Source organism: Roseovarius salis, from assembly GCF_044472985.1.
In the GTDB taxonomy this organism is placed as follows: domain Bacteria; phylum Pseudomonadota; class Alphaproteobacteria; order Rhodobacterales; family Rhodobacteraceae; genus Roseovarius; species Roseovarius salis.
In genome coordinates, this window is the sequence record NZ_JBISDG010000061.1 from 1 (window position 1) to 12,208 (window position 12,208).

General features: G+C 56.5%; 10 protein-coding genes and 1 pseudogene. 9 read left to right on the forward strand and 2 right to left on the reverse strand.

Going from position 1 to position 12,208, the window contains the following annotated elements; genetic code table 11:
• The first annotated feature begins 210 nt into the window (after positions 1 to 210).
• The 9 genes from ACH13J_RS17140 to ACH13J_RS17180 all read left to right on the forward strand — a co-directional run bounded on the left by ACH13J_RS17140 (position 211) and on the right by ACH13J_RS17180 (position 11,023).
• The gene (locus ACH13J_RS17140; RefSeq protein WP_397544568.1) at positions 211 to 1,404 is read left to right on the forward strand and encodes an FkbM family methyltransferase; all 1,194 of its coding nucleotides are present in this window, start codon (positions 211 to 213) and stop codon (positions 1,402 to 1,404) included.
• Between the two features lie 96 nt (positions 1,405 to 1,500).
• The gene (locus tag ACH13J_RS17145) at positions 1,501 to 3,426 is read left to right on the forward strand and encodes a methyltransferase domain-containing protein (RefSeq protein WP_397544569.1); all 1,926 of its coding nucleotides are present in this window, start codon (positions 1,501 to 1,503) and stop codon (positions 3,424 to 3,426) included.
• Between the two features lie 74 nt (positions 3,427 to 3,500).
• Positions 3,501 to 4,634, forward strand: coding sequence for a glycosyltransferase (locus ACH13J_RS17150; protein WP_397544570.1), 1,134 nt, complete (start codon positions 3,501 to 3,503; stop codon positions 4,632 to 4,634).
• A gap of 202 nt (positions 4,635 to 4,836) precedes the next feature.
• Complete coding sequence (locus ACH13J_RS17155) at positions 4,837 to 5,031, forward strand: hypothetical protein (RefSeq protein ID WP_397544571.1); 195 nt, start codon at positions 4,837 to 4,839, stop codon at positions 5,029 to 5,031.
• 46 nt (positions 5,032 to 5,077) lie between these two features.
• Positions 5,078 to 5,515 (forward strand): hypothetical protein, encoded by a 438-nt coding sequence (locus tag ACH13J_RS17160; RefSeq protein WP_397544572.1) that lies wholly within the window; start codon positions 5,078 to 5,080, stop codon positions 5,513 to 5,515.
• Positions 5,516 to 5,556: 41 nt separating this feature from the next.
• Entirely contained in the window at positions 5,557 to 8,313 is a 2,757-nt protein-coding gene (locus tag ACH13J_RS17165) for a glycoside hydrolase family 99-like domain-containing protein (RefSeq protein WP_397544573.1), read from the forward strand.
• A gap of 2 nt (positions 8,314 to 8,315) precedes the next feature.
• Positions 8,316 to 9,404 (forward strand): hypothetical protein, encoded by a 1,089-nt coding sequence (locus tag ACH13J_RS17170; RefSeq protein WP_397544574.1) that lies wholly within the window; start codon positions 8,316 to 8,318, stop codon positions 9,402 to 9,404.
• A gap of 253 nt (positions 9,405 to 9,657) precedes the next feature.
• Entirely contained in the window at positions 9,658 to 10,530 is an 873-nt protein-coding gene (locus ACH13J_RS17175) for a methyltransferase domain-containing protein (RefSeq protein WP_397544575.1), read from the forward strand.
• Positions 10,508 to 11,023, forward strand: coding sequence for a hypothetical protein (locus ACH13J_RS17180; RefSeq protein ID WP_397544576.1), 516 nt, complete (start codon positions 10,508 to 10,510; stop codon positions 11,021 to 11,023). Before ACH13J_RS17175 ends, ACH13J_RS17180 begins: the two co-directional genes overlap by 23 nt.
• 239 nt (positions 11,024 to 11,262) lie before the next feature.
• On the opposite strand, the pseudogene ACH13J_RS17185 reads toward ACH13J_RS17180, so the two are convergent.
• Positions 11,263 to 11,472: pseudogene (locus ACH13J_RS17185) on the reverse strand (IS3 family transposase); the annotation flags it as partial.
• Positions 11,473 to 11,773: 301 nt separating this feature from the next.
• Positions 11,774 to 12,208 (reverse strand): ATP-binding protein (locus ACH13J_RS17190; protein ID WP_397544577.1); only part of this gene is annotated, 435 nt, incomplete at its 5' end.

The window sequence follows — 12,208 nt, forward strand, 5'->3', positions numbered from 1 at the left end:
GATCGCCATGCGTTGCGAGAAAACACTCTCCTCCTTCGGCGCCTTCGTATCCCTCGCCTGTGCAATGGTTTGGCTGGCCTAAATGAAGACGCGACCTAGTGGCGAGACTTTATCAATGGCGCCGCCGTCCATACGGATCAGCATCGTTGCGTACCCATTCGGCATCAGCTAGAAGTTGGCCAAATTGGGGACACAAGACGGAAAAGATCCATGCTGACCGGCAACTTCAGGATTGCCGAAAATAGTCAACTCATAGGATGGGCTGCTGACAGATCCCATCCCGATCGCGTCGTGCAATTGCGGCTGCTGCTCGATGACACGCCTGTTGCGACCCTGAATGCAGATGGGTTTCGCCCCGATCTCGGAACGAGATCGCCGCGCAGTCATGCTGGAATTTCACACAATCTCGACGGCCATCTTACAGAGGGTCAAACAGTGGTTATTGCGCTTCAGGACTCGGTCACCGGAGAGTTCTTGCCTCCAGGCCGTGTCTCATTCACGGCACCAACGCGAAGTATCGGGGCGAAACTGGACTCCACCGGCCGCGGCCTGACTGTCGAGAGGACACTACATGGCCCGATGATCCTGAATCGCGCCGATCTTGGGGTTGATCGTGAAATCCTGGATTATGGTGAATATGCCGTTTCGGAAATCGCGGTAATTCGGAGCGTCGCATCGCCTTCTCGCAACATGATCGACGTCGGCGCCAATTTCGGCGCATTGACCTTGGCAATGGCTGCACATGCCGAACCCGAGACCCTTGTCCACGCCTTCGAGCCCCAACCGCATGTCTTTCACAGGCTTTGCGGCAACCTGGCGCTCAATGGGGTAATTAACGTCTTGCCGGTCAATGCGGCAATTTCGGATCGAAACGGTACGGTGCGATTGCCGCATATAGACTATCGCACGCCGCATGCCAGCGGCGGTGTGCAAATCAAGCAATCGGGTTCCGGGCGAACGATACCCTGCCACGCACTTGACGATCTGGATTTCGACAGCGCACCGGTCGGCTTCATCAAGATCGATGTCGAGGGACACGAGCCTGAGGTGTTCCGCGGTGGCCGTACCCTTATAAAGCGTGACCGGCCAGCCCTTTATTTCGAGACCCGTGATCGCGCCTTTTGCTCGGAAGCCTTTCCGTGGCTCCTAGATCTGGATTATCGGATATTCTGGCACGCCGCGCCACTTTACAGACCCGACAACTTTGCGGAAAATCCCGTCGATCATTATAACGGAAACGGCATAAACTCGAACGTCCTCGCGGTTTGTGACCCCCCCGCGGCCGCCGAGATAGAGTCGTTTGGCCTGGTTCCGTTGGCTGCGCCAGACGAGTTTTGGCCGGTCGACCGGTTCCCGGAAATGTGGGCTTCGAAGATCACGCAGTGGCAACGGGGCGAGGCATGAACGCTTGTCCGGGGAGGGATGATTCTGTATGCACAACACTAGTCGGGCAATTGACCGGAAAATGGTTGCTTTAATTCAATCCGGGACTTCCACGTAGTGAAATTGACAATTCATATTGGCTCCCACAAAGCGGGCAGCACAGCGATTCAGAACACCTGTTCGCGCGAAACCGCCATGCTGGAAGAAGCGGGTGTTTATTATCCGGAAAACCTGTTTCCGAAATTCCCGAAACAGCACTCGGAACTTGCGGCACTTGCCGAGCACGGCGATGAGACCGAGATGCAAGCGACGATCAATCGTATTTTCTCCGAGGCCAAAGACCGCGGACTGTCTCACGTGTTCTTGTCAGGTGAGGATCTGTGCAGTGCGACGTCGCCCAGCGGCATCAACCGGCTGGCGGGGGCCGTGACCGGCACATTTGACAAGGTCGTAATCATTCTCGTTCTGCGTCGTAAGTACGACTATCTTCTTTCACACCTTAACCATCATTTTCGGCACCATGGAGAAGCTGTAAATATAAAGGACTTTAATACTTTTCTAAAGTTCTCGCCTCGTGACACAGTTGAAAAATGGTCGAAAGCTTTCGGTGATGACGCCGTCATGGTTTTCCCCTACGACTCGCCCGCCGATGGCCAGTCTTTTCTGAGGCGTTTCTTCAGTGCGAACCTGAGCGTCCCATTGACCGAGAAGGCCATCAAGGCGAGCGCCAGCGTGAATGCGTCCTTCGATCTTCTTTCTGCGATAGTGGTGAATGAGGCCGTCAAGACACTCCCCGAGTTTGATCTCACGGACTTGAATCTTGCATATCTCGACGCCTTCCGGCGCGAGCGCGGGCGAATGCCGGTGTTCGAGGCAGATATTGCCACTTACCTGAATGAACTGTTCCCTGATACCGATTGGGTCATTGACGGGTTTCCGGAGCTCACGCAGGTACCGCCTGCGGCACATCCGCTCGGTCCGGATGCAGCGCGGAATTATTTGCAGGCGCTTTCTGACTTCTTTTCCACGCTGCGCGGACTGTACTGCTCGGACGAGCCGGATGTGCCGCTAGGCCGCGGAGAAATAGTATCGGCATATCGCGCCTTTTTGGGGCGCGTACCAAGCCGTGACGAATTGAAATATCTGGTAGGTGCCAGGAAGACCATGCCGGCCCTGCGTCAGATGATAGTGGACAGCCCGGAATTTCGCCGAGTCCACCGCGAGAAACTTAATGCGGCCGGCCTGGCTTTGCCGGCACTCGACATTTCTGTCGCCGCGAACGAGACGCAGCAACACGCCATGTTCGATCACCTGCGGCGACATTGGAACAGGCTTGGGGCTGAACCGCGATCTGAGGTTTCCAAGCCGGGAGTGGACGACCGCCAAGCCGTCACCCCCGGACGTGAAGAAGCCCATCTCGGCACCGGCGCGGAAGAGTTGAACGACGTTCGGCAGACTTTGGCGCGCGCGGGACATTCGTTGGCTGAAATTCAGCGCTTGGTCGATTTCGGCTGTGGTTTGGGCAGGTTCACGTTGAACGCTGCCAAGGAAATCCCGGAGGTTGTTGGGGTCGATTTCTCAGCCAACCAACTGGAGGAAGCTGAGGCAGCGGCAAGGGGTATGAATGTCGACAATATTACATGGGTTCAAAAGCAAGGGATTGAGCCGGTGGATGTCGGCACCTACGACGCCTGGTATTCTAGATTCATGTTGCAGTACAGTCCGCCTCCTCTGATCGAGCGTTGGTTGCGAGAAGGGCTCGGCGGGGTTCGCGACAGCGGTGTCGCGATTTTTCAAGTGCCGACCTACTCTTTGAATTACCACTTTTCAGTAGAGCACTACTTGGAAAACCTTAATGACGGGACCGTATTCCAAATGCACTGTTTTCCTCAGAAAAGGGTATTTGAAATCCTGAGCGAACTGTCTTACACGATTCTTGAAGTGCGTGATGACAATTCTGTCGACATTCCGCGCCATTGGGTTTCTAGCACTTTTGTGGCAAAACGTTGTTGCAAGGAAAAGCCCCGGGAGGTATTTGGCTGAATGCGGGCAAGAGTACACTTGAAATCTTTATTGGCATCAAAATAGGGTTTTAAGTGACCCCGAAAGAGGATGACATGAGTATGGGTGACCATCAAGCATCTGTTATTTTTGCAGGACATCCTTTTGCCAACATTGGTAAGGGCGACGAAATCAGGTCAGCATTCTCGTCCTACCGAAGCCTTGATCCCCGCTGCCGGATTTTCGACGTGTACCGCCACGCCAAACGGCTCGATCGTGATCACATATCCCTCTGCCGGGGTGCTGAAGCCCAGGACCTCGACGCGCCCGTGCGGGTGTTCCACATAAATGGCGACGAGGTGGCGCCGGTGCTGGCACATCTGGAAAACCGCGGGCTCGATTTCTCTGCCGGTCGCAACGTCGTCGTGCCAGCTTGGGAGTTGCCGAGATATCCGGCGGAATGGGCAGACGCACTGGCGCGTTTCGACGAGGTGTGGGCGATTTCCCACTTTGTTCGGGATAGCCTCGCGACGGCGGGAGTTGATTCGGTTCACATTGGCCAGGCCGTGGAGATGCCGGCACGCCCCTACCTGCCGCGGCGTCATTTCGGGATACGCAGCTCGTCCTTTGTGTTCCTTACGCTTCTTGACCTATCTTCCTACAGCACACGGAAAAACCCCGAAGCGGCGCTTGATATGTTCCATCAACTACGAAGGCGCCATCCCTTCGCAGACATGCAGCTTGTCGTGAAGGTCAAGAGTGGGGATGAAGATGCGAAGAAATGGGTCGCGGATACTTTGGGTGAAGCAAGTCCTGGTGTTGTGTTCATCGACTGGCTTCTCGATACGCATGAAACTCAAAGTCTTATCGCTGCCTGTGATTGTTTTGTCTCGCTTCACCGTTCCGAAGGCTTTGGGCGAGGTGCTGCCGAAGCCATGTGGCTTGGCCGAACCGTCATTGCGACCGGATGGTCGGGAAACCTGGATTACATGGACAAAAGCTATCCCGGGACCGTAAACTATGAATTGATAGATGTTCTGGAGGGCCAATACCCAAACCACGACGGGCAAGTCTGGGCCGAGCCTGACATGGAGGAAGCGGTGAGGATTGCAGATCGCATGTTGAATGATACCAAGTTCACTCGCGCTGCAGCCGTTCAGGGCCAAGATTCGGTCCGCCGCGAATGTTCGTTTCGTGCTGTGGGGCTTCGTATGCTTGACCGCGTGAACTCGATGGTAGAGAGGGGTTGAGCCAGTGTCAGAACCTTCTGATAGCACAGCCGGCATGGTGCAGGTCGGACAGTGGGATGATGACGGGTGGATCTCGCCGTACCTCCGGATACGGTTTGAGGCACCTTCGGATAATCCACGGTTCGCGATAACCTTTTACAACCCCGATGACGCTTCGCAGGAGAGAATTCTGGCGGTAAGGCAAGGCGCGAGCAGGTTACTCATGGAAGAAACCCTTCCCGCGCAAGAACTGGTGACATGGGCTTTACCGGTTTCGGCGGATGAGGGAAGTGAGGTCGACATCTCTCTGCGCACCGACCGGCCCTTCGACCATGGCGGCGGGGATGAGCGCAAGCTTGGGGTTGTTGTCACCGAGTGCCGGCTTGTATCGGACCCAAACGCTTTGGGTGAAGATTAACGTCGAAGTATATGGAACAGCAGAAGCGATTTTGGGAGTTGGTAACATGACGTTTTTCCCTCATTGTTCGCACTTTTTTGATGGCATCGGGCTTGGGGCCGATGATCTGGTTGCCGGAAACGACGTAAAGGTTGACGGAGCTGTGCTTCGTGAATTGATTCAGATGGCCCTGTCCTCGACAAAAATCGACGAAGACGCGTATCGCCGATACGACGATATTGAAGAGGCGGTAAAGGCCGGGATGATCGAGAACGTAAGCGAGCACTACTGTTTGTCGGGTTTCTTTGAGGGAAGGTTTGCACCCTCCGGCGATTTCGACAGTGAGTGGTACATGCAGGTATATCCGGATGTTCGTCTCGCCATTGAGAGCGGGGAAATCGGGTCGGCGAAAGAACATTATCTTGAAACCGGATGGAAGGAATGGCGAGCACCGTCACCTGAAAATGTGGAACATGTGAAAAAATGGCAGCGCCTACTCAAATGACACAAGTGGGCCAGATTCAATTTCCAGACCAGGCAGTCGCCATGGCTCAGGACTATCTCAACAGTGGTCTTGTGCTGCCAGAAATGTTCAGAAAGGTGGTCGGGGCGGAAATACGCTACGGCGAAGAATTTCTCGACTTGTATTCTCTTTTGCCACTGCACGACAAAGTCGCACTTTTCCCGATATTTGATGAACCATTCTATCGGAGCCAGCGCGGCGATCTGCCGGATCAAGAAAGCGCACTGCTGGATTTCTTATTGAACGGCCTGAGCGCAGGGGTGTGTCCTCATCCGCTTGTCGACTTGGAGTATATGAGTTTCATCCGTCCCGATTTCGAGATGGTGGATGCCTCCAATTTTTCTGAGTTCCTGGAGCGCTTCAAGCGCAATATCGTCGATCCAAGCCCATTCTTCGACATCAAATACTACCGCAAGAACGCCAAAGGCGCTCTGGCCTCTCCCTCGGCGCTGTTTGATTTCCTCTTGCGTGGGGATGAAGCGGGGTGCGGTGCCCATCCAATGGTCGATGTCGATCATTATCGCGCAAGTTTCTCCGATGTTCCCGCAGGTCCCGCTGCCGCTTTCCTTCACTTCGTGACCGTCGGAGACGCAGAGCGGCGTGACCCGGGATCACGCTTCGATCCCGACTGGTATAGCGAGTACTATGCCGAGGACGGTCGCCCGTTAGAGCGGCCACTGGCCCACTATCTGCGCTACGGTCGCTTTGTTTCACGTGCGCCCTGCGCTGACGAGGCACGCACGTCCCCCTCCGGGTCCGCCGCCCTGCCCATATCACAGGCGTTTCGGCCCGACCGCTCATCGACCGCGGTTCTGCGCAACTATGCCGATCTGGCAAACAGCATACGCGGTCGCGCTCAGAGCAGGGCCGAGCGCTTCGTGGAACGTGACATTCGCCCCGTGGCGATTGAAGATCCCGAGGCAGCACTGTCGGAGCTGAGTTTTGCGATCCATGCCGAGCCGCAGATCGACATCCTGATACCGTGCTATCAGGAATTCGACAAGACCGTGGAATGTCTCGCTTCGATCCAGAAAGCCAGTCCGAAAGTTGCAGTACGCGTAACACTCGTCGACGATTGTTCACCGGACCCGCGCTATGCGCAGATGGCGAACGTGCCGGGGCTGACATACATCCGAAACGAGCAGAACATGCATTTCCTGCGCAGTTGCAACGCTGCATACGCGCGATCGAAGGCACCCTTCGTGCTGCTGCTGAACAATGACGCCCAGCTTGATCCTGACACGCTCGACAGGCTATGGGCAGCAATCGACTCGGATCCGGATGTCGCGGCGGCTGCGCCGAAGATCCTTTATCCTAACGGTCGCCTGCAAGAGGCCGGATGCACTATCGAAGCTGACGGCGACACTGGCATGGTCGGGGTCGGGGACGACCCGGATCGGCCCGTGTATACGCATGATCGCGACATCCCTTATGGCTCGGGGGCCTGCCTGCTGGTGCGCCGCGACCGGGTCGGCGAGATCCTGTTCGATGAACGTTTTGCACCCGCTTATTGCGAGGACGTGGATCTCTGTATCCGCCTGCGGCAGGCAGGGGGCAGGATCCGCTATGTGGGCGAGGCCCGCTGCATTCACCATCTCAGCGCCTCCACCTCGGCGATGTCACAGCTGCGCCGGGTTCAGCTGGTAAGACGTAACCAGCAGAAACTTTTGGAGAAATGGGGCGCCCGTCTGAAGGACGGCATGGCGGTGCGTGTGCTGGCTTTCTATCTGCCCCAATTCCACCCCGTGCCGGAAAATGACCTGTGGTGGGGCAAGGGGTTCACGGAATGGACCAATGTTACTCGTGCTCAGCCGTCCTATAATGGCCACTACCAGCCACACCTTCCCTCCGACCTCGGATTTTACGACCTGCGGCTGGTCGAGACAATGGAAGAACAGATGCGCATGGCCAGACGCTACGGCGTCCATGGCTTCGTGATGTACTACTACAACTTCCAGGGCGAGCGGGTGCTCGACCGCCCCTTGCGCAATCTGCTTGCCCACAATGACGCCGATTTCCGGTTCTGCCTGTGCTGGGCCAATGAGAACTGGACCAAGCATTGGGACGGAGGTTCGCAGAAGCACGCCTTGATGACCCAGGACTACGAGCAGCGGACCTATGACAGTTTCGCCGACGATGCGATTGCCGCCGCCCATCTGCCGGGAGCGATCAAGGTCAATGGCCTGCCGCTGCTGCTGATTTACAGGCCGATGCTGATCCCCGACGTGGCCGGGGTCTGTGCGTATCTGCGCCGCCGCTTTCACGAGGCTGGCCTAGGGGGGGTGTATCTGGCCTATGTCGAGAGCATGGAGACGACCAACAAGGGAATCGATCCGGCAGATCTGGGTTTCGACGCCTCGGTGGAGTTCCCGCCCCAGGGCATTGCCGACCCGTATAAAAACCCGCCCAAGCCCGTCAAGCCGGGGTTTCTTGGCAAGATCTACGATTACGCGGGCACCGTGGTGAATGCATGCGATGCCGAGCGACCGGGCAGGGTTCGGTTTCCCGGGGTTTTCCCCAGCTGGGACAATACCCCGCGCCAGCCGCAGGCGCACACGACGCTGGAGGGCGCCCTGCCGGAGAGGTTCCAGGCCTATGTCGAGGCCAAGCTGTCCGAGGCGAACCAGTTTCTGTCAGGTGACGAACGCCTGCTCTTCGTGAATGCCTGGAACGAGTGGGCCGAGGGCGCCCACCTGGAACCGGACCAGATGTTCGAGCACGACTGGCTGCGGGCGATTGGTGATGTCTTAGGTGCGCGGCAATACAAGAGCTTCGACTAGTTATGAAACCGAAAACGCTTTTTCTTCACCCGGGTTTGTCGAAATGCGGCAGCACCGCGCTTCAGTTCACGCTAGCGGCCAATGCAGAACGGCTGGCTGAGCAGGGTTTATGTGTGCCCAAGGCGGCGACCAATTCACTGTTTCCCGGTCATCACGTCCGCCTAGCTAGAGCAATTCAGCGAGACGATATCAATGCTTATCGGGAGGCCAAGGAACTTATCCTGGCTGAAGCGGAGGGCCATGATGGCGTTGTGGTGTCGAGCGAAGGACTGCAAGGTCTGGGTGGGCATCCCATGATGCAAGACTTCCTCTCTACATTTGATAAGGTGCAGGTTCTTGTGTTCATCCGCCCGCATGCCGAGCGATTGCCGTCAGCCTTTTCACAGCAAATCAAGAATGGTTACGCGGCTTTTGCGGCGGAGGGCGCAGACCTTTTCTCAGCGTGGAAACGTAGCATAGTTGATCGGAAAGACCATGAATACGACAGCACTGTACTGGCATGGCTAGCCAACCCAAATGTCACCTCGGTTCGGGTTGGGTATTACAGTCGGACCACGTCTCGTGACGATATTTTGAGCGCCCTAGACAGCTTTCTGGATAGAAGCGTCGAGAGGCCGGCGGAAAGCAAGGACGTGAATCCGTCGCTCTCGGTAGACGGACTGAAATTTAAGCTTGCTTTGAACCGGCTGCTTCCGAAGGTCGATCTGGATCAAGTCACCTTAATGCTTTTCAACGACCCGATTGCGACCGCCCGTAATCCCGTCACTTGGCATGATGAACAAACCGCCAGTTTTGCTCAACAACACTATGAACGGGCAATCGCTAATTTGAAGCAAGCGGCACGATCGGACACGCGGCTTGTCCTTGATGCGCGCTTGTCAGATCCGGAGGCCATCAGGATTGAAACAGGGCCTAGTGAAGTATTGTATGAACCCCTTGACCCCGAATCTTATCGTAGTATCCTCTCCTCACTGCATGAGCAGGATTTTTCACTCACGGGTGTGATGCAACAGGCCTTTTGTTCAATTGAAGCTGAACATTGGCCCGCAATCCGCTTGCATCGTCAGCTGCGCCACATGATGCGACGTTAGAAAGGAACCTGATGAGGATGAGATATCTATACCGTCATGGCATTCATGACCCGCGATGGTTAACTGAACATCGCATCACTGCAAGAAGGGGCGGGGATCATGTCAAAGCCAGTGTGCCTTTCTAAGGTGAGCAAGCGGCGCCTGCGCAAGCTGGATGGAAACGCGCTCCACGTGAAATTCGACGACCCCGATTCGGGAAAGTAGCGTGCACCAAACTTACCTAAATCGTTACCAGCAGCATGGGACATAAACGATGCTTCCTCAAAGACTACACCCGATTTTAAACGAGGCAGAAACAGCTGCCGCTAACGGCGGGCTCGAGGCGGCACTGCCGGTCCTACGGCGGTTAACGCAGGATGAGTTCGCTGTTGTCCTTGCCAGAGTATCGAACGACTTTCCGGTACTGCGTGACGTGTTGCCGGTCTATCCTTCGGCGGAAATCCAGCGCGCGTGGGCCGGAAACAGCGATTTCAAGCTGCTTCAACAGACTGTGATGTTCTCACATGTGTGCGAGCGGTTCTACACACGGCATCGCGGTCAGGCGCCCAAGGGCGCGCGAATACTCGATTATGGCTGCGGCTGGGGTCGGCTGATCCGGCAAATGCTGTATTTCAGCGATCCGGATGCGCTCTTCGGTGCGGATCCATGGCAAAAATCGCTCGAGCACTGTAAAACGCTTCGTGTGCCGGGAACGGTTGTTCAGATCGACTATCGTCCGCAGGCATTGCCGCATCCCATCGAGGACATCGACCTCGGCTTTGCCTTCTCGGTAATGACGCATATCGGCGAGCGGAACACGGCCGAGATCCTGCGCGCCGTGCACGCCGCAACCGCGCCCGGGGGCCTTTTCGTCTTCACGGTTCGTCCCCGGGAATACTGGGCCACGCGCACCGACGTTCTGGGTCAGGAAAATGTAACGGAAATGCAGCGCCAGCATGACGAAGAAGGCGTCGCTTTTTTGCCCAGCGGTGAGGCCCGAAACGCAGGCTCCTCGGATTATGGCGAGTCGAGTTTCACCGTCGAAAGGGTCGAGGCCCTGGCAAACGAAACCGGTTGGCACTTTGGCGGCACCGAATGGCTACTGATCGACCCCTACCAGCTGATTGTCTGCCTGTACCGGGATTGATTGGACGCCAGACTTTGCCATCGCATGGTGGAACTGGGACGATCATGAGATCGAGACTAGGCTTCCCGCCTTTTTTGCCGAGCAGATACCCGAGCTCGAGCAAGGTGAGTTTCGAGATAACTGGCAACACGCCATTGCCGCACGATTCGAACAGAGCAATTCATTGCTTTCGGAAGAGTTTTTCGACGGCGCCCCGGTTTTCAGCGGGCCTGGCCCCGACCTAGACGACGCCGATGAAAAGACCTACACGCTTGAAGAGGTGGGGGCCATCGTGGAAGGCATTTTCGGGAAGTTCACTCTGGTTCTCGAGGAGATCGAACACCAATCACTCGCTGACGCGAGACTTTTGCGCGACATGGCGTTGAAATACGAAAACAACACTCCTGTTTCACGGGAAGACGCCGTATTAATGATGGAGATGGCATCACGGATCGCGCCGAACAGCACTCTCATTCAGAAGAAATTAGAGGAATGGAAGAGCGAAACTGGCTGAATGTCAATGGCGGATCAAAAACCGGCGATTCGGCGGCGTAAAACCAGGCAGGTGTTGAGCTAATGGGATGAACTGCCTTCCCATCAAACCGCCCCTATTGTTGCGGGCATGGGTGGAGAGAGGAGCATCTGATGGACATCAAGGTTTTGGGCATTGATCTGGGCAAGACGGTTTGCAGTCTTGCTGGGCTGGATGTGACCTGAAGTGGTCCCGGAAAATCGGACAGCTCAGCGGCTGATCTAGGTGTTCAGTCCCGGCATCTGGTGGATCGGATTAAGGATGAATCGATCTGGCTCTGAAGTCCAGATCTCGCAGATGTATTCGTAGGGCGTGAGGCCACTGAGTGTCTTGAGCCTGCGGGCGAAATTGTAGGCTGCCATGAAGTCGGCAAGGTGCGTCCTGAGCTGACCGTGGTTGTCGTAATGGTATCGCTTCACCGTCGCCTCCTTGGGTTCTGTCTCGAAGGTGGTGGAAATTCCTGAGCGGCGAACTCCAGCGTGTTCACGGTTACGGTTTCATGCGGCGAGGTCAATGGGCTGATCGGTGAGCGGCTGGTCGAGGGTTTCCCAGCCATCGACCTTGCGCATCACGATCTGCCCCGAGGCCAGCAGGGCCCAGAACTGTCAATCGGCATCCAACCGGGACCCCCAATCGGCGTCCAAAAGGGACCCCCTTGCACACGGGTAGCTGGCCCGATGCGGCGTAGCTTTCAGGTGGCGCAGCCGGATCGGGCCAGCGGGCCACCAGGTGTTACGCTCGGGTTTTGAAGCGCCAGCTTTCGTTACCGGTCTCGATGATCTCGCAGTGGTGGGTGATGCGGTCGAGCAGTGCCGTCGTCATCTTCGCATCGCCGAACACGGAGGGCCATTCCCCGAAGGCCAGGTTCGTCGTCACGATGATCGAGGTGCGCTCGTAAAGGCGGCTGATCAGGTGGAACAGGAGCTGGCCGCCGGTCTGAGCAAAGGGCAGGTAGCCGAGTTCGTCGAGGATCAGGAAGTCGAGGCGGCTAAGGGTATCAGCGGTTCGGCCCTGACGATCGTCGCGGGCTTCGGCGTCCAGCTTGTTGACGAGATCGACGACATTGAAGGTAACCGCCCGCTGAGAGCCGCCTTGTAATTTCAGGCGGCTGCGGTTTCGGGGGATTGCGCAGCTTTTGGCTTCCAGTTCCACGGCAACAGCTGGTCG

Bases quoted from the DNA above. Each gene is read 5' to 3' on its own strand.
- ACH13J_RS17140 (WP_397544568.1), top strand. From the start codon at position 211: ATGCTGACCGGCAACTTCAGGATTGCCGAAAATAGTCAACTCATAGGA.
- ACH13J_RS17150 (WP_397544570.1), top strand. From the start codon at position 3,501: ATGAGTATGGGTGACCATCAAGCATCTGTTATTTTTGCAGGACATCCT.
- ACH13J_RS17155 (WP_397544571.1), top strand. From the start codon at position 4,837: ATGGAAGAAACCCTTCCCGCGCAAGAACTGGTGACATGGGCTTTACCG.
- ACH13J_RS17160 (WP_397544572.1), top strand. From the start codon at position 5,078: ATGACGTTTTTCCCTCATTGTTCGCACTTTTTTGATGGCATCGGGCTT.
- ACH13J_RS17165 (WP_397544573.1), top strand. From the start codon at position 5,557: ATGGCTCAGGACTATCTCAACAGTGGTCTTGTGCTGCCAGAAATGTTC.
- ACH13J_RS17170 (WP_397544574.1), top strand. From the start codon at position 8,316: ATGAAACCGAAAACGCTTTTTCTTCACCCGGGTTTGTCGAAATGCGGC.
- ACH13J_RS17175 (WP_397544575.1), top strand. From the start codon at position 9,658: ATGCTTCCTCAAAGACTACACCCGATTTTAAACGAGGCAGAAACAGCT.